The organism is Shouchella rhizosphaerae (assembly GCF_900142675.1).
In the GTDB taxonomy this organism is placed as follows: domain Bacteria; phylum Bacillota; class Bacilli; order Bacillales; family Bacillaceae_D; genus Shouchella; species Shouchella rhizosphaerae.
Genome location: NZ_FRBS01000004.1, coordinates 164,380 through 185,804, shown reverse-complemented (window position 1 = coordinate 185,804; position 21,425 = coordinate 164,380). Strand labels below are relative to the sequence as shown.

20 protein-coding genes are annotated in these 21,425 nt (G+C 47.6%); 18 read left to right on the top strand and 2 right to left on the bottom strand.

Annotation, left to right across the window (positions count from 1 at the left end; translation table 11 throughout):
* The first annotated feature begins 10 nt into the window (after positions 1 to 10).
* From BUC05_RS12700 to srlD, 16 genes are all read left to right on the top strand, one after another.
* Positions 11 to 970, top strand: coding sequence for an ABC transporter permease (locus tag BUC05_RS12700; protein ID WP_073304870.1), 960 nt, complete (start codon positions 11 to 13; stop codon positions 968 to 970).
* Between the two features lie 19 nt (positions 971 to 989).
* Positions 990 to 1,865: a carbohydrate ABC transporter permease gene (locus BUC05_RS12695; protein ID WP_073304868.1), complete on the top strand. Its 876-nt coding sequence runs from the start codon at positions 990 to 992 to the stop codon at positions 1,863 to 1,865.
* A 4-nt stretch (positions 1,866 to 1,869) separates the two neighbouring features.
* Complete coding sequence (locus BUC05_RS12690) at positions 1,870 to 2,802, top strand: alpha/beta hydrolase family protein (protein ID WP_073304865.1); 933 nt, start codon at positions 1,870 to 1,872, stop codon at positions 2,800 to 2,802.
* Entirely contained in the window at positions 2,789 to 4,075 is a 1,287-nt protein-coding gene (locus tag BUC05_RS12685) for a glycoside hydrolase family 43 protein (RefSeq protein WP_244153303.1), read from the top strand. The genes BUC05_RS12690 and BUC05_RS12685 overlap by 14 nt, the downstream gene beginning before the upstream one ends.
* On the top strand, positions 4,072 to 5,184 hold the full coding sequence (locus BUC05_RS12680) for a glycoside hydrolase family 88/105 protein (RefSeq protein WP_011246002.1): 1,113 nt from the start codon (positions 4,072 to 4,074) through the stop codon (positions 5,182 to 5,184). Before BUC05_RS12685 ends, BUC05_RS12680 begins: the two co-directional genes overlap by 4 nt.
* The gene (locus BUC05_RS12675; RefSeq protein WP_073304863.1) at positions 5,181 to 5,675 is read left to right on the top strand and encodes a hypothetical protein; all 495 of its coding nucleotides are present in this window, start codon (positions 5,181 to 5,183) and stop codon (positions 5,673 to 5,675) included. Before BUC05_RS12680 ends, BUC05_RS12675 begins: the two co-directional genes overlap by 4 nt.
* A complete protein-coding gene (locus tag BUC05_RS12670) occupies positions 5,650 to 6,357 on the top strand; it encodes a YesL family protein (RefSeq protein ID WP_073304861.1) in 708 nt (235 codons plus the stop codon). The genes BUC05_RS12675 and BUC05_RS12670 overlap by 26 nt, the downstream gene beginning before the upstream one ends.
* On the top strand, positions 6,314 to 7,600 hold the full coding sequence (locus BUC05_RS12665) for a Gfo/Idh/MocA family oxidoreductase (RefSeq protein ID WP_073304859.1): 1,287 nt from the start codon (positions 6,314 to 6,316) through the stop codon (positions 7,598 to 7,600). The genes BUC05_RS12670 and BUC05_RS12665 overlap by 44 nt, the downstream gene beginning before the upstream one ends.
* Before the next feature lie 3 nt (positions 7,601 to 7,603).
* Positions 7,604 to 9,100 (top strand): UxaA family hydrolase, encoded by a 1,497-nt coding sequence (locus tag BUC05_RS12660; RefSeq protein ID WP_073304857.1) that lies wholly within the window; start codon positions 7,604 to 7,606, stop codon positions 9,098 to 9,100.
* Between the two features lie 13 nt (positions 9,101 to 9,113).
* Positions 9,114 to 10,595 (top strand): tagaturonate reductase, encoded by a 1,482-nt coding sequence (locus tag BUC05_RS12655; RefSeq protein WP_073304854.1) that lies wholly within the window; start codon positions 9,114 to 9,116, stop codon positions 10,593 to 10,595.
* Positions 10,596 to 10,793: 198 nt separating this feature from the next.
* A complete protein-coding gene (locus BUC05_RS12650) occupies positions 10,794 to 11,750 on the top strand; it encodes a sugar-binding transcriptional regulator (RefSeq protein WP_011246008.1) in 957 nt (318 codons plus the stop codon).
* On the top strand, positions 11,750 to 12,199 hold the full coding sequence (locus tag BUC05_RS12645) for a transcriptional regulator GutM (RefSeq protein WP_011246009.1): 450 nt from the start codon (positions 11,750 to 11,752) through the stop codon (positions 12,197 to 12,199). Before BUC05_RS12650 ends, BUC05_RS12645 begins: the two co-directional genes overlap by 1 nt.
* The gene (srlA, locus tag BUC05_RS12640) at positions 12,199 to 12,768 is read left to right on the top strand and encodes a PTS glucitol/sorbitol transporter subunit IIC (RefSeq protein ID WP_062750127.1); all 570 of its coding nucleotides are present in this window, start codon (positions 12,199 to 12,201) and stop codon (positions 12,766 to 12,768) included. Before BUC05_RS12645 ends, srlA begins: the two co-directional genes overlap by 1 nt.
* Entirely contained in the window at positions 12,761 to 13,762 is a 1,002-nt protein-coding gene (gene srlE / locus BUC05_RS12635; RefSeq protein ID WP_011246011.1) for a PTS glucitol/sorbitol transporter subunit IIB, read from the top strand. Before srlA ends, srlE begins: the two co-directional genes overlap by 8 nt.
* Positions 13,763 to 13,850: 88 nt before the next feature.
* On the top strand, positions 13,851 to 14,207 hold the full coding sequence (locus BUC05_RS12630; protein WP_073304852.1) for a PTS glucitol/sorbitol transporter subunit IIA: 357 nt from the start codon (positions 13,851 to 13,853) through the stop codon (positions 14,205 to 14,207).
* Between the two features lie 19 nt (positions 14,208 to 14,226).
* Positions 14,227 to 15,009, top strand: a complete 783-nt coding sequence (gene srlD, locus BUC05_RS12625; protein WP_073304850.1) for a sorbitol-6-phosphate dehydrogenase — start codon at positions 14,227 to 14,229, stop codon at positions 15,007 to 15,009.
* 164 nt (positions 15,010 to 15,173) lie between these two features.
* Here the strand turns inward: srlD and BUC05_RS12620 are convergent, their stop codons facing one another.
* Positions 15,174 to 15,959, bottom strand: coding sequence for a lytic polysaccharide monooxygenase (locus tag BUC05_RS12620; RefSeq protein ID WP_011246014.1), 786 nt, complete (start codon positions 15,957 to 15,959; stop codon positions 15,174 to 15,176).
* Between the two features lie 172 nt (positions 15,960 to 16,131).
* Positions 16,132 to 16,338 (bottom strand): sporulation histidine kinase inhibitor Sda, encoded by a 207-nt coding sequence (locus tag BUC05_RS12615; protein ID WP_011246015.1) that lies wholly within the window; start codon positions 16,336 to 16,338, stop codon positions 16,132 to 16,134.
* Positions 16,339 to 17,185: 847 nt separating this feature from the next.
* Between BUC05_RS12615 and BUC05_RS12610 the strand changes: the two genes are divergently transcribed.
* Together BUC05_RS12610 and BUC05_RS12605 are read left to right on the top strand one after the other, a co-directional pair.
* The gene (locus BUC05_RS12610) at positions 17,186 to 17,746 is read left to right on the top strand and encodes a class D sortase (RefSeq protein ID WP_011246016.1); all 561 of its coding nucleotides are present in this window, start codon (positions 17,186 to 17,188) and stop codon (positions 17,744 to 17,746) included.
* Between the two features lie 113 nt (positions 17,747 to 17,859).
* On the top strand, positions 17,860 to 21,425 hold a 3,566-nt coding region (locus BUC05_RS12605), incomplete at its 3' end, for an isopeptide-forming domain-containing fimbrial protein (protein WP_142237557.1).

Here is a 21,425-nt window from a genome sequence, read left to right as displayed (position 1 = left end):
GAGGTGTGCCATGGACAGCCCGATAATGGCAAATAAAAAATGGACCCGGACAAAAGCAGAAAGGCGCCAGGAACTATGGCGCAAAATCAAAAAGAACAAATGGATTTACTTAATGATTGCACCGGGTCTTCTCTATTTTTTTGTCTATAAATATATTCCCATGTATGGGTTAATCATTGCGTTTCAAGATTATAAACCGTATCTCGGCATCACTGGAAGTCAGTGGGTCGGATTGGACCATTTCCGCCGGCTGTTTTCCGATCCCGACTTTTGGATGATCTTTAAAAATACGCTCGTTCTCTTTGCGTTGCAAGTGTGTATTTCGTTTCCAGTGCCAATCATACTGGCGCTTATGCTCAATGAATTGCGGAGCCGCGCGTACCAACGCAGCATTCAGACGATGATTTACATTCCCCATTTTATGTCGTGGGTCGTCATCGTTTCAATCAGCTATGTCATGCTGACGCTTGATGGCGGGATTGTGAACAACATTTTGCGCGCGCTCCAGTTTGACCAAATCAATTTCTTGCTCAACCCTGAATGGTTTCGGCCAATGTACATTTTGCAAATTATTTGGCGCGAGGCTGGCTGGGGCACAATCATTTTCTTAGCAGCGATTGCTGCAGTCGATCCCCAGTTATACGAAGCGGCAAAAATGGATGGCGCCAACCGTTTCCGGCAAATGTGGCATATTACGCTGCCAGCGATTCGCAGTGTCATCATCGTCTTGCTCATTTTGAAAATCGGCGATGTGCTTGAATTAGGATTTGAACATGTCTATTTGCTGTTAAATGCGTCCAACCGCGAAGTGGCGGAAATTTTCGACACTTATGTTTATACGGCCGGATTGAGGCAAGGCCAATTTAGCTACAGTACCGCCGTTGGCTTTTTTAAAGGGGTTGTTGGCTTAATTCTTGTTGTGATGGCCAACTGGCTGGCGAAGAGATACGGAGAAGAAGGAATTTACTAGGAAAGGGGGCGTTTGTTTTATGGTTGGCGATAAATCGTTATCAAGCCGCATTTTTAATGCGTCCAATATCATCATTCTAGGCATCATTGCCTTGCTTTGCATTTTGCCGTTTATTCATGTCATCGGCAGCTCGTTTGCGACAGGCGCTGAAATTGCCCAACGCAGCTTTTTGCTGTTCCCAACACAATTTAGTCTAGACGCCTATCGCTATATTTTTTCAACAGACACGCTTCTGCGCTCCATGGGCGTTTCCATCGGCGTCACATTAGGCGGTACGGTGTGGAGCATGCTGTTGTCCGTTTTAACCGCCTATGGCTTGTCGCGGAGAGATTTAGTCGGCCGGCGTTTTCTCATGTTTTTTATCGTCTTTACGATGTTGTTCAACGGCGGCATGATCCCGACATTTCTCGTTGTCCAGCAAACAGGGCTAATTGATTCATTGCTAGCTCTTATCGTACCTGTAACGATTAACGCGTTTAACATGATTATTTTGCGGAGCTTCTTTATGAATTTGCCGAGCGGGCTAGAGGAATCGGCAAAAATTGATGGGTGTAGCGATTTCGGCGTGCTGTTTCGGATTGTCATCCCGTGCTCGTTGCCGGCCATCGCGACGATTTCCTTGTTTTATGCCGTCACCTACTGGAACACTTACATGCATGCGATTCTTTATATAAATGACCCTGATAAGTGGCCTGTGCAAGTATTGTTGCGGCAAATTGTCGTCTTAGCAACGGGGTTGAATTACGATGGTTCTGAATATACAAGCGTTCCGCCACCGGAAATTAGCGTCAAAATGGCGGTGATCGTTGTCGCAACGATTCCTGTTTTGCTCGTTTATCCATTCTTGCAAAAATATTTTGCCAAGGGCGCCTTAATTGGCTCAATGAAAGGGTAAGCCTATGGCAGAAATCGATGATTACTTGCAAGGGCTCTACCGGCAAGAGGTTGGCACCATCACTTGTAAAGACGAGCGGTTGGCAGCATTGCGCGAAGCGATGGGCGATTTCCCGAAAGCGACGATGCTTGAGGCGACATGCCTTTATAAGCGGCAACACCCTTCGTTTACGGAGAGCGCTTACGTGCTTCCAACAACGGCAGAACTAAAATTGCCGTTCCGTTTATTCGAGCCTGTTGGCGGCAACAAGGAGACGGTTGTGCTCGCATTGCATGGCCATGGCGCAGGCGCAGAAGAAGCGTTGCAGGAAGATTCGAGCCATAACGCTTTTGCCTTAAAGCTTGTTGAGCAAGGGGCAGTTGTTGTGTTGCCTGAGCTCGCCGGCTTTGGCGCCCGGAAACGAAAGCAAGATCAAGCGGAGCAGAACAGTTGTTTTTCCATTGCCTCTCACTTGCTTCTTTACGGCAAAACACTTGCTGGCCTGCGCGTGTTTGAATGCGCCCGCTTGCTTGATTGGGTAGGCGAAACGCGCCGTGGCAACGTTGGCTGTATCGGTTTTTCAGGTGGGGCCTTGATTGCGCTGTTGTTGGCAGCAACCGATGAGCGGATCAAAGCAACCGTACTGAGCGGTTTTGCAAGTCTCATGCGCGACAGCATTTTAGCTTCACGCCATTGCTTAGACAACTATATTCCTGGCTTGCTGGCGATTGGCGAGACGCCGCAATTGTTTGAACTGATTAAGCCGAGGGCACTGTTTATTGAAAGCGGCAGCGACGATCATCTTTTCCCGTCTGAATCGGTAAAGCACGCATTGCATGAAAGCAAATGGGGAGAAGCGCATTTTTTTGCCGGAGGCCATCAAGTGAACGGAACAAAAGCGATCCCATGGCTTTTGAACGAATTGGGAAAGGAGCAACAACAACGTGGAACCGTTTAACAATCCGTTTGTAACCGCAAAAGACCCCGCTGGGCCTTGGTCAGACCCAGTTTGGATAAAGGGGGCGCCTGGGATTGACCCATCCTTGTTTTTTGATGATGATGGCCGCGTCTATTACACAGGCAATCGTGTCCCACCTACAGGGCAAACGCACGCCAAGCATATGGAAATTTGGCTCCAGGAAATCGATCCCATTACAGGCTGCCTGCTTGGCGAACCGACTGGGATTTGGGATGGTGCGCTAAAAATAGCCCATGCCCAGGAAGCACCCCATCTTTATAAAAAAGACGGCTACTATTACTTGTTTATTGCCGAAGGGGGGACTGGATTCACCCATGCGGTGACAGTTGCGCGAAGCCGGGAGATTGCCGGCCCTTATGAGGCGAATCGGCGCAACCCCGTGCTGACGCACCGCCATCTCGGCCAGGACTACCCGATCACGAATGTAGGCCACGCCGATATCGTCCAAACACAAGACGATGAATGGTGGCTTGTCTGTTTAGGTTCCCGCCCATATGGGGGCATGTACCGCAATATGGGGCGTGAGACGTTTTTAGCGCCTATGCGCTGGGAGGACGATTGGCCTGTTGTTTGTCCTGAGACAGGGAAAATCGAAGTCGAGATGCCAGGCCCGTCTTTGCCGCGGCAAAAGGTGGAACCATTGCCGGTCCGGGATGATTTTAACGCTCGCAAGCTAGGCTTTCAATGGAATATGATCCGCACGCCGCGGACGCCGTTTTACTCCCTTGAAGCGAGGAAAGGGTATTTACAGTTAAACGTGCGCCCGGAAACGCTTTCTGACGAGGCAAATCCGAGTTTTATCGGGCGCCGCCAGCAACATCGATCGTTTACTGTCCGCGCTTTTATGGAATTCGATCCTAAGCAAAGTGGCGAGGCTGCTGGACTTGCTTTATTTTACAGCCAGAAAAACCATTACCGCTTTGAACTTATACATAGTGGGCAGTTGTTTATACGGCTCGTAAAAGTGGAAGATGGCGTGGAAACGGTGGCAGGTAAAAGCACGGCGCCGATTCCGGCAACGGCGATTGAATGGCAAGTTGCCGCCGATTTGCAAGAACTTTCGTTTTCATACCGTGTGCCAGGTGGCAAGTGGCGCATGGTCGCTAATAAGCAAGATGGCAGGCTATTGAGCACAGATCGAGCAGGGGGCTTTGTCGGCACCTATATTGGCATGTTTGCGACAAGCAACGGACAAAACAGCACAACGACAGCCGCATTTGATTGGTTTGAATACAAGGGGGAATCGACATGACATCATTCGCGAAAGTACGGAGCCAACAGCCGTTAGAGTGGGGAAAAAAGGCGTGTGAGGCGATTATGAGCAAGTACGAGCCGGTTGAAATGCCGCCAGCCAACCGCTGGCATTACCATCAAGGCGTGTTTTTATGCGGCGTTCACCGGATTTGGGAAATGGATCACAACGAAGCCTACTTTCAGTACGTGAAAGACTACGTCGATGCCTTAATTGATGAAGACGGCAACTTCCTGTTTCGCCGTGATGAGTTAGACGCGATTCAAGCTGGACTGTTGCTTTTGCCGCTGTTTAGGCGTACAGGTGAGTATCGCTACCAAGAAGCAGCCCGCAAACTCCGAGGTTTGCTCCATACCTTAAACCGCAACCGCTTTGGCGGCTTTTGGCATAAGGACAAATACCCGAACCAAATGTGGCTCGACGGCCTTTATATGGCTGGCCCATTTGCAGTCCAATACGGGCAACAATTTAATGAGCCTGAATTGATCGATCTTGTCCTGAAGCAAGAAGAGCTGATGCGCAACCATACGAAAGACGAAGCGACAGGTCTGTATGTCCATGCTTGGGACGCAAGCAAACAAGTAGCTGTCTGCGACAAAGAAACAGGCAAGACAGAGGAAGTTTGGGGCCGTGCTCTTGGCTGGTATGCAATGGCGCTTGCCGACTTAATTGACTTGCTTGGCGAGAATCATATGAAACGCCCTGTGTTAGAAAGCGCGTTCCAGTCTTTAATGGCCCGCCTCCTCACGTACCAAGACGAACAAACAGGGCTCTGGTATCAAGTCGTCGACAAAGGCAACCAGCCTGATAACTGGCTAGAAAGCTCCTGCACGAGCCTGTTTGTCTATGCTTTGGCAAAAGGCTACCGCCTAGGGTTGCTTGGCGAAGACGCGTTCTTCCATGCTGAAAAAGGGCTTTCAGGCTTGTTGGACTATGCGGTTGACATAGAAGAGGACGGCGCGCTCGTTTTAAAAATGATTTGCATCGGTACGTCAATCGGCCGTTACGACGATTACATTAGCCGGCCGACGAGCGCCAATGACTTGCATGGCGTCGGCGCCTTTGCACTCGCTTGTACGGAAATCGAAAAAGGACGGAAGCACCGATGAACCGGCGGTTTGTTTGCTTTGCTGCCATCGTTTTGATCGCGTTAGCAGGATGCGGCAAACAAGGAGACGATGACCGCCTCCATGTGATGGCCTTCTCTGACGAGCTCTATCAACAGCAAGACCAGTTGCATGAACTCGTCAATGAAGACGAAGCAAGGCTGACGGTGTTTCCAAGCGTTTTAGAAAGGCTTGTCGTTGAGTTGGCAGGCCACGAAGCTGACATTTTGCTTGTGGATGGCAGCCTAACAGAGGCAATCGATCCAGAAGGGCTCGTTTCATTAGAAGGAATGGACGGCGTTCCTGTCCAATTAAAGGGAGAAGAGACGACAGTCGCAGTGTCTGTTGACAGCGTGCTTGCCACAAGCTTCGCCCTCGACCATGAAGCCGTCCTTGTCCTGCCTGTTTATAGCGATAAGCAAGGAAAGGCAAAAAAGCAAGTCGAAAAATGGCAGGAGGGAGAACAACGTGGAGTTAACGGGAATGTGGGGTAGCTTTTACCGTGTATCTGTATTTATTTCCAAACTGGCTTATGGAAACGCTCTCTGGCTCGGTTTTACGTTGCTCGGGCTTGGCTTGTTTGGCGCCGCTCCAGCGACGGTCGCTTTATTTTCCGTCACCCGGGGATGGGTGAACGGCCAATGGGAAGAGACGCCTGTGTTCAAGACGTTTTGGCAAACGTACAAACAGGAGTTTTGGCGCGCCAACGGCGCAGCGCTTGCTTTGTTCCTTGTCGGTTTTCTCCTGTACTGGAATTTTACACTGTTTGCTGGCCCTGGCCTCGCGATGGTGGTCGTTCGTGGCTTATTGCTGATTGTGTCGGTGCTGTACAGCAGCATGCTGCTACTCTATTTTCCTACGTATGTCGGTTTTGATTTAAAAGGTTTGAACCGTGTCCGCGCTGCATTGCTGATTGGCTGCGGCCACCCCCTCCACTTAATTTTGTTAGGCGCCTCCTTGTACGGCCTGCAATTTTTGTTTATGTCGATGCCAGGCCTGATCTTGTTTTTTGGCGCAGCAAGCGTCGCTTATTTGATTTCTTGGGTAGCCGAGCGGATTTTCCGCTCGATGAAACGATTACAGCTTTCTCAGCAAAAGGCTTCTTCCGAAAAGGAGCCAGAAGGAGTGTCAAATGGAAAGAGTCGTGATTTGCGGCCTGAGCAACAGGGCGCTTAAGATGTTCGTTGAACCGCTTATTGCTCGTTTTCATCATGACAATGAAATTGTCGCTTTGCTTGATATTGACCCGAAACGGTATGAAGTTTGTTTGAAAACGTATCCTGCACTTGCCAATGCCACGTTTTACCGGCCGGACCAATTTGAACAAATGGTCAAAGAAACGAACGCGACGATGGCGGTTGTCGCAAGCCGCGATGATACACATGTGGATTACATTTTACGCGGCTTGGCGTTAGGACTCAACATAATTAGCGAGAAGCCGATGGTGACAACAAGTGAAGATGCGAGGCGTGTCCTCGAAGCGGAAAAGGCAAGCAAAGGAAAGGTCACTGTCGCGTTTAACTATCGTTACAACCCGTACCACATCAAAATTAAGGAATTAATCCAATCAGGGCGAATTGGCCGTATAACGTCGATTGACTTAAATTGGTATATCGATACGTACCACGGATCGAGTTACTTTAAACGCTGGAACCGAAACCGCGCTTTTTCTGGCGGTTTGTCTGTCCATAAGTCGACGCACCATTTTGACCTCGTTAATTGGTGGATTAGCCAGCGCCCCCAAGAAGTGTTTGCCTTTGGCGACCTGCACTATTACGGGGCAAACAGCGAATTAAACCCACGGCGGGAAAATGGCCGCCATTGCGGGACGTGCAGCGACCGGCAAAATTGTTCGTATTACAGGCGCTGGTTTGGCCGCAACCAATCGACGCAAATAAAAGACGACCATTTAATGGCAGGGCAGGACCTTGGCGCGTACACAGGCTATCGTCCCGACGCCTGTGTGTTTGATGAAGAAATTAACATTGAAGATACGTATGTCGCCAATGTCCGCTACGATGGCGGTGCATTGCTCAGTTATTCGATCAACTTTTCGCTTCCGTATGAAGGCTACCGCTTGGCGATCAATGGCACAAACGGACGAATTGAGACGCAGGAATACCATGCACCATCAAGGACGCCATTTCCTGTGCCAGAACAAACGATTGACTTATTTCCGCTATTCGGAGCGAAAGAAACGATCCATGTCGTCCAAAAAGAGGGCGGCCATGGCGGCGGCGACCCGGTGATCCAAGAAGACTTGTTTTTAGGCGAAGATCCTACACGGCCATTCGACGTCCTCGCCGGGGCAGAAGCAGGGGCGCTTTCGGTCGCTGTCGGCGAAGCGGTGTGGAAGTCGGCGAAACAGGGCGCGCCGATTCGAATTGAAACGTTGCTCGCCAATAAAGAGGAGGTATAGGCTGTGGACGGCGTAAAGATCCACCCAAAAGACGATGTCCTTATCGTGTTAAAAGAGGCAGCTAAAGGCGACGTCATTAGCGTGGGCCAACAGCAGCTCGAGCTAGCAGAGCCAGTCGAACGTGGCCACAAAGTGGCCCTCCGCGACATTCGCGAAGGGGAACCGGTGTTAAAATACGGCTTCCCGATTGGGATCGCCAAACAGGCGATTGCCACAGGGGAGTGGGTCCATACACACAACTTAAAGACTGCTCTAGACGGCAAGTTGGCGTATGAATACAAGCAAAGCCAAAGCGCAGCCACGGCAGACACAGACAAAGGGACGCCCGCTTTTACGTTTAAAGGATACGTCCGCAAAAACGGCGATGTCGGCATACGCAATGAAATTTGGATTTTAAATACGGTCGGCTGCATTAATAAAACGGCTGAGCTCGTTGCCCGCCTCGCCCAACAAGAGCATTTTGCCAATATTGATGGCGTCTACCATTATCCACATCCTTTTGGCTGTTCCCAGCTAGGCGACGATTTAAAAAGCACGCAAGCAATCCTGAGCAGCTTAGTCCACCACCCTAATGCGGCAGGTGTCCTTGTGCTTGGCCTTGGCTGCGAAAACAACTATATTGACGTGTTTAAAGAGGCCGTTGGCGCTTACGACAGCGACCGCGTCAAGTTTCTAGCTGTCCAAGAAGTAGAAGACGAACTGGAGGAAGCCCTTCAGCTTGTTTCTGAAATCGCTGCTGTCGCTAAAAACGATGTGCGGACAGACGTGCCAGCGTCAAAATTAAAAGTAGGCTTAAAATGTGGAGGCTCTGACGGTTTTTCAGGGATTACAGCCAACCCACTTGTCGGCGCATTTTCCGATCGGCTCATTGCCCAAGGCGGGTCAACAGTGCTGACAGAAGTACCTGAAATGTTTGGCGCAGAAACAATTTTGATGGAACGAGCTGCAGATGAAACGGTTTTTAACGGCATTGTCAACATGGTCAATGGCTTTAAAGACTATTTTATCCGCCATAACCAGCCTGTTTATGAAAACCCTTCCCCGGGCAATAAAAAAGGCGGCATTACCACCCTTGAAGAGAAGTCACTCGGGTGTGTGCAAAAAGGCGGTTTTGCGCCAGTAGCCGATGTCGTCCCTTACGGCGGCAGAATCAAAAAGCCAGGGCTAACACTCGTGGAAGGGCCAGGGAATGACCTTGTTTCCGTCACCGCCCTTGCCGCTTCAGGCGCCCATATCGTCTTGTTTACAACAGGGCGCGGTACACCATTTGGTGGCCCTGTTCCAACTGTCAAGTTATCAACGAATACACCTTTGTATGAACGGAAGAAAAACTGGATTGACTTTGATGCAGGCACACTTCTTGACGGGAAAGAACTAGGCGAACGAGCAGACGAACTTTTTGCCTATGTGCTACAAGTCGCCTCAGGGGAACGGGCGACTCACAATGAACGGAATGGCTTTAAAGAAATCGCCCTGTTCAAAGATGGCGTCATTTTATAAAAGGAGTGACAGCATGGATCGAATAGAAACAAAGCAATTGACAAAAAAGCTCGTTGGCCAAGAGACGTTGGCAGGCAAGGAAACAATCGTTCAAATCGGGGAAGGCAACTTCATGCGCGGTTTCATCGATTGGATGGTCGACCAACTTCACCAGCAACGGCTGTATGATGGCCGCGTCGCGGCGATACAGCCGACGCCACACGGCAAAATCGTCCCTGTCCTTCAAGCACAGGATGGCTTGTACACCGTGATTTTACGGGGAAAACTTGACGGCACGGTTATCGATAATACGGAAGTGGTCCAATCAATCGCCCGTGGCATCAATCCTTACAGTGATTGGGAAGAGGTCAAAAAATTAGCGCGCTCCCCTGATGTAAAATGGTTGTTTTCCAATACAACAGAAGCAGGCCTTGTCTATCAACAGGAACGATATGAAAAGGACAAAGCGCCACTGTCTTTCCCAGGGAAGGTGACTGCCTTTTTATATGAACGCTTTTTAGCGTTCGATGGTGCTCTCGAGGCAGGGATCACACTCGTGCCTTGTGAGTTAATCGAAGACAATGGCGCTGTGTTAAAAGACATTGTTGAAACGATTGCCGAAGACTGGGAGTTGCCGATTGAATTTGGGCAATGGCTAAGAAAAGCGAATGTCTTTTGCAACACGCTCGTCGATCGAATTGTAACAGGCTTTCCCCATGGCGAAGAAGAAACGTGGGCAAACAGGCTCGGCTACGAAGACCGCCTGTTGACAGTCGCTGAACCGTACCATTTGTTCGTGATCGAACCAGAGCGCCCGCTAGACGAGCGTTTGCCGTTCGAGCAAGCAGGGCTCAATGTCAAATGGGAACCTGTGGCGTTGCATCGGGAGCTAAAAGTAAGGCTCTTAAACGGATTGCACACGATGATGTTCGCACTCAGCTTTTTAGCAGGAGAAGACACGGTCAAAGGCGCCCTTCACTCTCCGCGCTTGCGGCGCTTTATTGAACGAGGGCTCGAACAAGAACTGATCCCCGTTGTCAACGCGCCGGAGGAAGAAAAGCAAGCCTATGCGGCTAGCGTGATAGAGCGGTTTGAAAATCCGTTTTTGGCACACAAGCTGACCGACATTGGTTTAAATGCGATCTACAAATTTAAGACACGGCTTCTGCCAGCATTAGAGGCCCATGAACAGCAAGACAACGAGCCGAGTCAGTTGTTAGCGAGCCTCGCAGCATTGCTTGTCTATATGAAGCCACAGGAAAGAGATGGCGCGTTTCTAAAAGGAAACTGGCAAGGCAGAACCTATCAAATTCGGGAAAACGAAACAGCACTCGCACTACTAGAAGCGACATGGTGCCAGTATGATGCGGGTGAAGCGACATTAGCAGAAACGATTTCCACATTGCTGCAAGCAGACGGACTGTGGGGCCGTGATTTAAGCCGTTATAGCGAGAAGGTTGCTGATTGCGCATATGGCTTGTTGAATGGCGATCTGTTCAAAATGATAGAAGGATAATAAAGAAGGCGACCGCGCCTTCTTTTTTTTGCGCTTTCTTACTAAAGAAGAACACAAATGTGCAAATCGAATTTGAATTTTATTCCATTTGCCAAATCGAATTGCATAATGAAATGAAAGCGGTTATATTCGATCTATCAACCACATATGAGCGAGTATTGCACATATGTGCAAACGAAAGAAGGTGAACAAACAGGCATGAAGTGGCAAGAGGAACGCCAACTAGTCATTGTCGCAAAAATGTACTATGAGGAAGCGCTTACACAAAATGAAATTGCTAAACGGCTAGGCCTTTACCGGACAACGGTGACAAGAATGCTGCAAAAAGCACGCGAGGCAGGAATTGTGCAAATAAAAATTGCCAGCACACAGCGTCTTCGCGTTGATTTGGAAGCAAAGTTGGCGCGCATGTTCGGCATTCGCGAGGCTGTGATTGTCCCGGTAGACCGTCACGCGAGCAGAGAAGAGCGCCTAAAAGCATTAGGGGAATCAGGAGCGAATTTGCTCGACAGCCTCCTCGTTGATGGCGATGTCATCGGTCTTGCATGGGGAGACACCCTTGGAACGATGGCTGAAACGATTGGTTCTTTTCGAAAGCGTGACACCGTTTTTGTGCCAATCGTAGGCGGTCCTGGCAAGATGCACGTCAAGCATCATATCAATACGATTGTCTACAATTTTGCCCGTGCCTTTAAAGGCAAAGCACAGTATATCGATGCTGCGGCTATTGTGACGTCAGCCGACGCGCAAAAAGACATTCGCGAATCGGCTTACTTGCAAGACGTTTTAAAGCTTTGGGAGGAAATGACCGTCGCTGTCATTGGCATTGGTGCCCACGTCCGTTCATCCAATTTAGTTTGGAGCGGTTTTATTGGCGAAGCTGAACAGCAGCTGCTTGCGAAAAAACAAGCGATTGGCGATATTCTTTCCCGTTTTTACACGATTGATGGCAAAGAAGTGCAAACGCCTATAAGAGAACGGACGATTGCGGTCGAGCTAGATCGTTTAAAGGAAAACCGGGCTACAGTCGCGATCGCCGAGTCGAAAGAAAAAGTACCTTCGATCATAGGCGGTTTGCAGGGAGGCTATATTTCCCACTTGATCACAGATGAAGAAACAGCGATCGAACTTATTAAGTGGAAGGAGAATCAGTAATGGCAATTTTGCTAGCAATTGTCTGTCTCGGAGTCGGTTTCCTGTTGCAAAGTGTACTTGGTTTTTGGCAAATCAAGCATTTTAACAACCGCTATCGCTCCTTTCGGCAAGAAGGCCAAGTGGCGATTGGCCGCTCAAAAGGAATCATTCGCACTGGCGTGATCTTGCTGTTGTTAGTAGACCGTAAAGCGAATATTATTCGTGCTGAACGGATGCAAGGAATGACGATTTTTTCCAGGTTTAAGGAATTGCCGTCATTAAAAGGGCAGCCGTTGTTTTACGTCGACCAAGGGGTAGAAAGGCGGTTGGACCCCTTTACGAGAAAAGCGCTGGCGGACGCAAAACATGTCTATCGCGTCGTTAAGGCCGGCGGGGAAGTAAAACCGCCGAAAGCCCCGCTTAGCCAACTTTTGGCGGTATTTACAAGAAAGCGTGAGGTGAGTAGCTAATGGATTGGCTCGTAAAAATGGCCGAAGGCTTTATCGGTTTATTTGCAGAAGGAGCATCCACATTTGTTGGATTAGTCGGTGATATCGTCCCACTTTTAATTATGCTGCTTGTCGCGATGAATGCGGTCGTCCAATTTGTCGGGCAAGAACGAATTGAAAAATTGGCGATGAAATCAGCAAAAAACATCTTTACTCGGTATTTAGTCCTGCCTGTTATTGGCACTTTTTTCTTCCTCAATCCGATGACGTTGTCATTAGGGCGTTTTTTACCAGAACGGTACAAGCCTGGCTATTATGCGTCAGCCAGCTATTCTTGCCACTCGATGAACGGGTTGTTTCCCCATGTCAACCCGGCCGAACTATTTGTCTTTCTTGGCGTTGCTGCCGGGATTACGCAATTAGGCCACTCCACCGCTGAGCTAGCGCTACGGTATTTTCTCGTCGGTGTCGTCATGAATATGTTCCGTGGGCTTGTGACCGATTGGATGGTCGCGTATGTAGAAAAGCAGCAGAAAGTCAAGTTGAAAACGTCTATGAGCGAATCGTTAGGAGGTGTTCGCAATGGCTGATTTTAAAACCGTTCGAGTCGTAAAAGGGACAGGCGGATTTGGAGGACCGCTTGAGATTACGCCAACACCTGAAAAAAATAAGATCGTCAACATTACAGGCGGGCCTGTTTCCGATGTGGCTGCAAAGTTGTCGGAACTTAGCGGGGCTGAGCTTGTCAATGGGTTTACGACTTCTGTGCCAGAAGAACAAATCGCAGCAGTTGTCATTGACTGTGGCGGAACGCTTCGGGCCGGGCTGTATCCAAAAAAACGAATTCCGACGATCAATATTATGCCGACTGGCCAAAGCGGGCCAATGGCCAAATTCATCGTCCCCGATATTTATGTATCAGGTGTGAAACCAAGCCATTTGACGATCGTCGACAAAGAGGGACATCAACAAGAACAAAGCATACCAACCGAAGAAAGCGCCGCTACAAAACAAGCAACCTATGACACAAGCAAAAAAATAACCGAGCAAAACGACAACTTAATGGCGAAGATTGGCAAAATGATGGGCGGCATCGTCAATGTGTTTTACCAAGCTGGCCGTGAAGCGATTGATACCGTCTTAAAGACAATCTTGCCGTTTATGGCGTTTGTGTCGCTCTTAATTGGCTTGATTTTAGCTTCTGGCGTAGGCGATGTCATCGCCAATGTCTTAAAGCCACTTGGCGGTACGATTTGGGGACTGTTAATTTTATCAGCGATTGTATCTTTTCCGTTGCTGTCTCCTTTTCTCGGACCAGGAGCGGTCATTGCCCAAGTGATCGGCACGCTAATCGGCGTCGAAATTGGCAGAGGCAACATTCCGCCCCAGTTTGCGTTGCCTGCTTTATTTGCGATTAATGCCCAAGCAGCTGCAGACTTTGTCCCTGTAGGGCTTGGCTTAGCTGAGGCAGAGCCTGAAACGGTCGAAGTCGGTGTTCCTGCCGTTCTGTATGGAAGGTTCTTAACCGGCCCGCCAACTGTCTTTGTTGCTTGGCTAGCCAGTTTCGGCATGTACGATGGATAACAGATAGTGGGAGACCGCTAAAACGTGCTTAACAAGCAATCACTATTTTTGTAAAAGGGAAAGTAAAGCGAAAAGGTGGAAATTTACGATGATTTACAAAACAACTGTGACAAAGTTAGGCGCTCTTGCTAGCGATTTTTTGGAAGAAAATATGCTGATCTTGTTTAAAAACAATGCGCCAGAAGAGTTAGCGGAGTATTGTGTCCTTCATCAGGAAAACCAATTAATAGACAAGATCCAACCAGGCGATACGGCGATTTTAGCAGGACAAGCGTTTGTGGTTACAGCCGTTGGCAGTGCGGTTGAAAAAAATTTACGCTCCCTCGGGCATATAACGATAAAAGCCGATGGGGCGAAGGAAGCGGAATTGCCAGGGACTTTGTCACTCGAAGCAAAGTCGCTGCCACTACTAAAAGAAGGAGACACCATTACAATTTCTAGATAAATAAAGGAGTGGAGATATCATGGCAGAAACAAAAAAAACAGCTGTTGTCGCCGGGGGCGGCCAAAATTTAGGAGAACATATTAGCTGGCGATTAGCAGAAGAAGGCTATCATGTTGTTGTCGCTGATCTGCAAGGGAGCAGGGCGGAAGCCGTCGCCGAAAAGATTGCTAATCAAACGGGAAGCAAAACACTTGGAATTGGCTTTGACGCTACGGTAGAAGACGAGGTTGCTTATGTCATGGAGACGGCGGCCAACACGTTCGGATCTCTTGATTTGCTCGTCTACAACGCAGGCGTGGCCCGCAGCGCCAAAATTGATCATTTCCCGACAAAAGATTGGCAAATGGCACTAGACGTCAATTTGACAGGCTATTTTTACTGCGCTAGAGAAGCAAGCAAAATCATGATCAAACAAAACAGCGGCAACATCATTCAAATTAATTCAAAGTCAGGAAAAGTCGGGAGCAAACACAATGTTGCCTATTCCGCTTCCAAATTCGGCGGTGTTGGACTCACACAAAGCTTGGCGTTGGATTTAGCAGAGCACAACATCCGTGTCAATGCGATTATGCCAGGGAATCTTTTGTCGTCGCCGATGTTCCAAAGTCTAATCCCCTCCTATGCGAAAAAACTTGGCATCAAAGAAAGCGAAGTCGAACAAGTCTATATCGACAAGGTGCCCTTAAGGCGGGGCTGCACGTATGAAGATGTTGCCAATGCTGTCGTTTTCTATAGTTCAGACAAAGCCGCCTATATGACTGGTCAATCGATCAACGTTACCGGCGGGCAAGTGATGTTTTAAGTTAACTAGAATCCCCCTCTTTGCTTTGGCATGTGGCCAAACAAGGAGGGGGATGTTGTTTTAAAGACAGATTAAAATCACTACAACCACCTATTTACTCAAATACAGCAGATTTTTATTCACTAGTAGTCCCATTTTTCTTCCAAAGATCATTTCCTGTGCGGTTAAAGGGGGCGCCATACTTCGGCAGTCCCTGGCCTTTCACCTTGGGTCCACCATCTTGCTTCATAGGCACGGCCTTCGTAGGTGACGCGATCACCACCGAGATAAACAGTACCTGCATTCCACTCTGGATAGGCCGGCGCAGGGTCAGGGGGGCTTGGTTCGCCAGGCGAAGTGCCATCGTTAGGACCAAAATGTACGTCAATCACATTGTAAAACGCATTGGCTGTATCTGCTACATCCCAGACACCTAAAATCACATGGTATCCTGTACGCTCAGGAATCGTTACTTCGTGAGTGACCTTCTCACCTGGTCTCGCCCCATTGTCATGTCTCTCATAAAAGGGAATAAGTACAAATTGATCACGAGTTAATGGCTGATTGGGGTTCCAGTCTGGTTTTGTGATGTAATAATGCCACTTTGCTGTCGAATGCATGGCTGTTAAGTGCCAAGTAAATGTATGTGTCCCACTTGTAAGCGGCACTTTTGACCAACGAGTTGAGCTTTGCTCATCCAGTTTTGGGAACAAGCCACCTGCTGAGGCAATTTGGCCATCTGGAACGCTCTGCCCTGGAAATCCTTTTGGCGCTTCCAAGCTTTGTGGTTCCCAAACAATCGCTCCACAATCCTGATTGATCCCTTGCTGGCAAAGGAGCCCACGGGAGCTAGGACTTTCAATGTACCCATGAGCGGAAGCAACTTGGACTCCTGCAAAAGCAAGCAACCCAAACACGACTGTTTGTAACAAGACGGCGCGACAACATTTCATCCATTTTTCTTTAACCATACAGTCCTCCTTAAAACATTTAGGTTGTTACAACTTTCATGAATATGTATATAACATTGATACAAATTTTATAACGAATTTTTTCCAGTGATCATGATCTATTTTAATTTCAGAACATGGAAGCATCGCCAGTCTATACTTAAGAGTCAATCGGAATAGACTTGTCTATTGATTAAAAACGTTCATATGTAGAATCCTCTTCCTTTTCACTCCATGTTTTATCTAGTACTTGACGGTCGTTGCCATTCAAGTGGTGTGAAATGGAAATGTTTCGACGTTGACATTCCTTGAGTAAAAGATGAATAAAGTCTGGATCAAGGTTAAGCTTGATTGCATTTTTACACGCCTCAATTAAAATGTTGTCCGACAATGTTTTCATGAAATCCCCCATTTTTTTAAGAGTATAGCCTCTCATTTATCAATCAAGCTGGCAGAGACGTAGAAACGCAGAAAAGACGCTAAGTCTATGCCGGGCTTAATCCTGATTCTCCGTTTAACAAAAATGATGCTGAGCAGCGGTTATGGTGCTAGTAGTGATGATGCCTATACATCGGTCTAAGTCACTCATAACAAAAATCTTGCATATGTGCTGCAAGTCTTGTGAATTGGTTTGGTGAACGAATTTAATCGGCAATTACATACATCGACCCATTCATTTTTCTATCGAATGTCCCGAATACAGCGTTTTTCCATTCGTATATTGATTGGAGGGCGATTTCTTTATCAGCTTATTCTTGTTCTTTCACTTAAAATCCTATTAGTCCTATGACAAAATTTCTGCACTTGCGAAGGGTAGTTGGGAAAAAATAGATAACATGAAGGAAAAAAATCCTACTCTCTTCAAGCCGTTAAAGCGGTTAATTGCCAAACCAAGAACCACTGATATGTAGCCTAAAATCATTTCAGTTGTAGTAGATTTATAGTTTTTATGAACAAACGAAGATAGATGAATAATGACAAAAAAATAGGCATAAAAAATCAGTTAATAATACCTGGTAATTGGTATAAATATCCAAATAATCCATGCGAACGTAATTAAAAGAGGCTATAGTTGTTTGATTGTTCAGAACTCTTGACTTGCTTCTATAACCGAATTAAATTAAAAAATAGATTGATATATTTATAGATGTCACCTTTTTTTACCCATTTTATCTAAATAAAACAATTGCTTTATTATTTTTATTATTATTAGTTGCAATTAGGATAAAAAAATTGGAGGGCCATATATGCGAAAACTGGGTTCCTTATTTCTTCTGGCAGGCCTCATTTTTCTAGGGTGGTTCGCTTTCGAGTTATACAGCCAACACAAAGCTGAACAACAGTCATTGACGGAAGCACAGGCGCGGATTGGCGAAAAAGCGTCGTCAGAAGGTTTTTCCGCTAAACAAGGCGAGGCGTTTGCGACATTGGAGATTCCAAAGCTTGAAAGAACGCTTCCCATCGTTGAAGGGGCTGATCCTGATTCATTGGATGCTGGCGTTGGCCACTTGCCTGAGACCGCTTTACCTGGGCAGGATGAACAAATTGTTTTGTCGGGACATCGCGATACCGTTTTCCGCAATTTCGATCAATTAGAAATAGGAGACGCACTCATTGTTGAAATGCCTTATGGAACGTTTACCTATGAAATCGCTTATACCGAAATCGTGCCAGAAGACGATACGTCGGTGATCCGCAAAATGGGAGAAGAAGTCCTAGTGGTCAGCACCTGCTACCCATTCCACTTTATTGGCAACGCTCCAGAACGGTTTGTCATTTATGCATATCCACTGGAGGATGAAGCCTGATCAAACATCGTACCAGCAAACACATCCTTTTAAGGGGGTGATGGCCATGGTGACCAAATAAATTTTCAGAAAAAGAAGGTGTTAGAAGACTAAAAAAAGAAGGTGCGAATACGTTGCAATCGAAAAAACTATTGACCAGGAGAAGACTTCTGGAATTAAGAAAACTCGTCATTGTTACGATGGTTTTCTTGCTTTCGCTTAGCAACTTCCTTCCTTACTCGGCGCAATATGCGCAAGCGAATGAAACGCCTTCCCTTTCTGATCTTGAACTCAAACAAGATGTCGATGGGGAAGAGCGCAAGGAAGTTGAAAAAGGCGCCACCTTTACGTTCAATGTCGATGCGTTGATCCCAGAAAGCGGATCGAATGAGGGAACGTTAACGATTCTTAATCAAGTCAATAAACAACTAGCGATTGAGAATGTGGAAGTCGTTGTGAATGAAGAAGAAAGCGATTTGGAGGCAACTGTAGAAGAACAAGATGTCAGTCTTGAGCTTACGCCAGAACAACTGGACACAGTCGCTGGCCAACATGTCACTCTGAAGATTACCGCTGCTTTTCAAGATGAAGTAGAAGCAGGCACAGAAATCGAACATGTGGCAGAAGCATTCATCAACGGCGAATTAGCCGAGAAAGCAGAACCCGTAACAGTCGCGCTTTTAGCTGATGCTGAAGCCCCTGCGGAAGAAGAGACTACTGAAGAAGAAGCCCAGCAAGAAGAGGAAAACGTTGGTGAAGAGTCTTCGGAAGAGGAACAAGTTTCAGAAGAGGAAAAAGTTTCGGAAGAAGCGCAAACTTCAGTAGAAGAGCAAGCCACAGAGGAAGAAGCTGCTGGCGAAGAGGCTGCTGAAGAGGCGACAGGTGTCGAAGCGAATAATAATGAAATAATTGAAAAACTAGATATTGATGGATGTGCGAACCGTGTAGCGTTGGTGAATGGTGAGTTTGATTTGCCGGAGGGACCTGGTAACTTTGATATCCCAATAGCAGGCGGCGGTTATTACTACGCAGACACTGTTCCAGGGTGGGAAACGACTGATGTCGCCCGTACACCAAGAGGGATCATTCAAATCATGGACCCAGCCCGGCCGAGCACGATACCTCCAAATACTCCGAATCGGGAAAATCTTACGAGTAGATTTGCAGAGTTAAATGCTGATACACATAGTATGTTGTATCAAGAATTGCCGACTGTACCAGGGCAGACCATTTATTGGCGCTTAGATCACCGAGGGTGGGCTGGTGTGGATACGATGAGTGTGAATATTGGACCGGTTACGGCCGATCCATTCAACACCACGCCAGAAATAGAGAGATTTTCAACTGGGACTGTATGGGAAACGTATTCAGGAAGTTATACGGTTCCAGCAGGCCAAACAGTGACGCGTTTTGGATTTAAAGCCATTAGTACAGCTACTGGACAGTTGGCTTTCGGTAATTACATTGATAATGTTTTCCTAGGTACAGAACCGTGTGTCGATGCTGAAAAATCCGTTTCTCCAGAAGGAGAAGTCGGTGTTGGCGATGAGCTAACCTATGAAGTAACGGTTAAAAATGGCGGTGGCGACATTGCTGGAAATACCGTCATTGAAGATGCGATTCCAGAAGGCACGGAATATGTCCCTGGCTCGATGAAAATTGTTAATGGTCCAAATGCGGGCGACTTGACTGACGATAATGATGAGGATGGTGGCCATTTTGATGGTGACAAAATCGTTATTAATCTTGGTAATTTAGCGAATACAACGGAATTGCCAGACGGCATCACCGTCCAATTTAAGGTCAAAACACTCGCCAGCCATGCCAATGACGTTGTCGTCAACCAAGCAAATATTGGCTACAAAAACTTACTGCTGGGTGAGGATGAAACAATTGATACCAATGAAGTGGAAACACCGATTGTGTATCAAAAACCAGTAATCGAATCAGAGAAAAATGCAACACTGCTCGAAAAAGCAGATGGCAACACCGATGCTGACAACCCAGAAGTCGGCGATACGCTTCTGTACACAATTCAGGCCCGTAATACACTTGAAGGAAGCATTGTTGAAAACTTTGTCATTTTCGACGTGATTCCAGAAGGACTAGAGTATGTACCAGGAACGCTGAAAGTGAACGGAGAAGCGGTTACCGATGAAGAAGATGACGACGAAGGCCATTACGTTGGTGGCGAAGCGTTTGGTTCCTTCCGTGACGTAACGAACACCGAGTGGCAAACGCTTGAATTCCAAGTCATCGTTGGCGAAGGTCAAGCTGGCAAGGACATCGAAAACGTCGCGGTCGTTGATGGCGATAATCTCGATGAGCCAGATGAGCCACGTGAAGAAGTCAAAATCTACCCACGTGAGCCAAAGCTAGAGTCAAGAAAATCTGCACAAAATGCGGATGAAAACAAAGAGCGCTATGAAGTCGGCGATACAGTTGTATACACGATTGAATCCCGCAACACGGTCTCTGATAGCTTGCTTGAAAACCTTACCATCACAGATGTCCTTCCAGAAGGGCTAACGTTTGTGGAAGGCAGTTTGGAAGTCAGCCATGGTGGCACAGGAAGCTTTGAAGACGGTACCGTAACAGCAGACTTCGGTGAAGTCGCAGACACCGAATGGCGCACAGTTACGTTTGAAGCAACGATTGACACAGGCTATTCAGGCGAGACGATTAAAAACGTTGCCGTCGTCGAAGTGCCAAATATTGACGAGCCAGACGAGCCAGAAACAGAAATTGATGTCGATCCAAAAGAGCCAGTGTTAGAGTCTGAGAAAGCTGCAAGCCTAATTGAAAAGGCAGAAGGCAATACCGATGAGGACAACCCAGAAGTGGGCGACACACTTCGGTATACGATTCAAACACGTAACACGATCGAAGATAGCTTGATCGAAAACCTCACCATCTCTGACGTGATTCCAGAAGGCTTGGAATACGTACCGGGCACGCTGAAAGTCAATGGCGAAGCGGTCACTGATGAGGAAGATGACGATCAAGGTCACTATGTCGATGGCACAGTGGTAGGCCAGTTCGGCAATGTCGAAGATACAGAATGGCATACCCTTGAATTTGATGTGGTCGTATTGCCAGGTCAAGCAGGGGAAGACATTGAGAATACAGCCGTTGTCGATGGCGACAATTTGGACGAGCCAGATCGTCCGCAAGAAGAAGTCAAAATCTACCCACGTGAGCCAAAGCTTGAGTCAAGAAAATCAGCCACAAACGCAGACGAAAGCAAAGACGGCTATGAAGTCGGCGACACGGTTGTGTACACGATTGAAGCACGGAACACAGTCTCTGATAGCTTGTTTGAAAACCTCATCATCACGGACCAACTTCCAGAAGGGCTAACGTTTGTCGAAGGCAGCTTGGAAGTCAGCCATGGTGGCACAGGCAGTTTTGAAAACGGCACGGTAACGGCTGAGTTCGGCGAAGTCACAGACACCGAATGGCGCACGGTTACGTTTGAAGCAACGATCGACTCTGGTTATGTAGGCGAGACGATCGAAAACGTCGCACTCGTTGAAGTACCAAATATTGACGAGCCAGATGAGCCAGGAACGGAAATTGATGTCGATCCGAAAGAGCCAAAGCTTGAATCAGAAAAATCGGCAGCACTGCTTGAAAAAGCAGACGGCAATACCGATGAGGACAACCCAGAAGTGGGCGACACACTTCGGTATACGATTCA

Excerpts from the sequence above, each read along its gene's own strand:
- BUC05_RS12655 (WP_073304854.1), top strand. The coding sequence starts at position 9,114 with ATGGATCGAATAGAAACAAAGCAATTGACAAAAAAGCTCGTTGGCCAA.
- BUC05_RS12700 (WP_073304870.1), top strand. The coding sequence starts at position 11 with ATGGACAGCCCGATAATGGCAAATAAAAAATGGACCCGGACAAAAGCA.
- BUC05_RS12665 (WP_073304859.1), top strand. The coding sequence starts at position 6,314 with ATGGAAAGAGTCGTGATTTGCGGCCTGAGCAACAGGGCGCTTAAGATG.
- BUC05_RS12615 (WP_011246015.1), bottom strand. The coding sequence starts at position 16,338 with ATGAAAACATTGTCGGACAACATTTTAATTGAGGCGTGTAAAAATGCA.
- BUC05_RS12675 (WP_073304863.1), top strand. The coding sequence starts at position 5,181 with ATGAACCGGCGGTTTGTTTGCTTTGCTGCCATCGTTTTGATCGCGTTA.
- BUC05_RS12645 (WP_011246009.1), top strand. The coding sequence starts at position 11,750 with ATGGCAATTTTGCTAGCAATTGTCTGTCTCGGAGTCGGTTTCCTGTTG.
- BUC05_RS12610 (WP_011246016.1), top strand. The coding sequence starts at position 17,186 with ATGCGAAAACTGGGTTCCTTATTTCTTCTGGCAGGCCTCATTTTTCTA.
- BUC05_RS12695 (WP_073304868.1), top strand. The coding sequence starts at position 990 with ATGGTTGGCGATAAATCGTTATCAAGCCGCATTTTTAATGCGTCCAAT.
- BUC05_RS12630 (WP_073304852.1), top strand. The coding sequence starts at position 13,851 with ATGATTTACAAAACAACTGTGACAAAGTTAGGCGCTCTTGCTAGCGAT.
- srlD (WP_073304850.1), top strand. The coding sequence starts at position 14,227 with ATGGCAGAAACAAAAAAAACAGCTGTTGTCGCCGGGGGCGGCCAAAAT.
- BUC05_RS12690 (WP_073304865.1), top strand. The coding sequence starts at position 1,870 with ATGGCAGAAATCGATGATTACTTGCAAGGGCTCTACCGGCAAGAGGTT.
- BUC05_RS12680 (WP_011246002.1), top strand. The coding sequence starts at position 4,072 with ATGACATCATTCGCGAAAGTACGGAGCCAACAGCCGTTAGAGTGGGGA.
- srlE (WP_011246011.1), top strand. The coding sequence starts at position 12,761 with ATGGCTGATTTTAAAACCGTTCGAGTCGTAAAAGGGACAGGCGGATTT.
- BUC05_RS12650 (WP_011246008.1), top strand. The coding sequence starts at position 10,794 with ATGAAGTGGCAAGAGGAACGCCAACTAGTCATTGTCGCAAAAATGTAC.
- BUC05_RS12620 (WP_011246014.1), bottom strand. The coding sequence starts at position 15,959 with ATGGTTAAAGAAAAATGGATGAAATGTTGTCGCGCCGTCTTGTTACAA.
- srlA (WP_062750127.1), top strand. The coding sequence starts at position 12,199 with ATGGATTGGCTCGTAAAAATGGCCGAAGGCTTTATCGGTTTATTTGCA.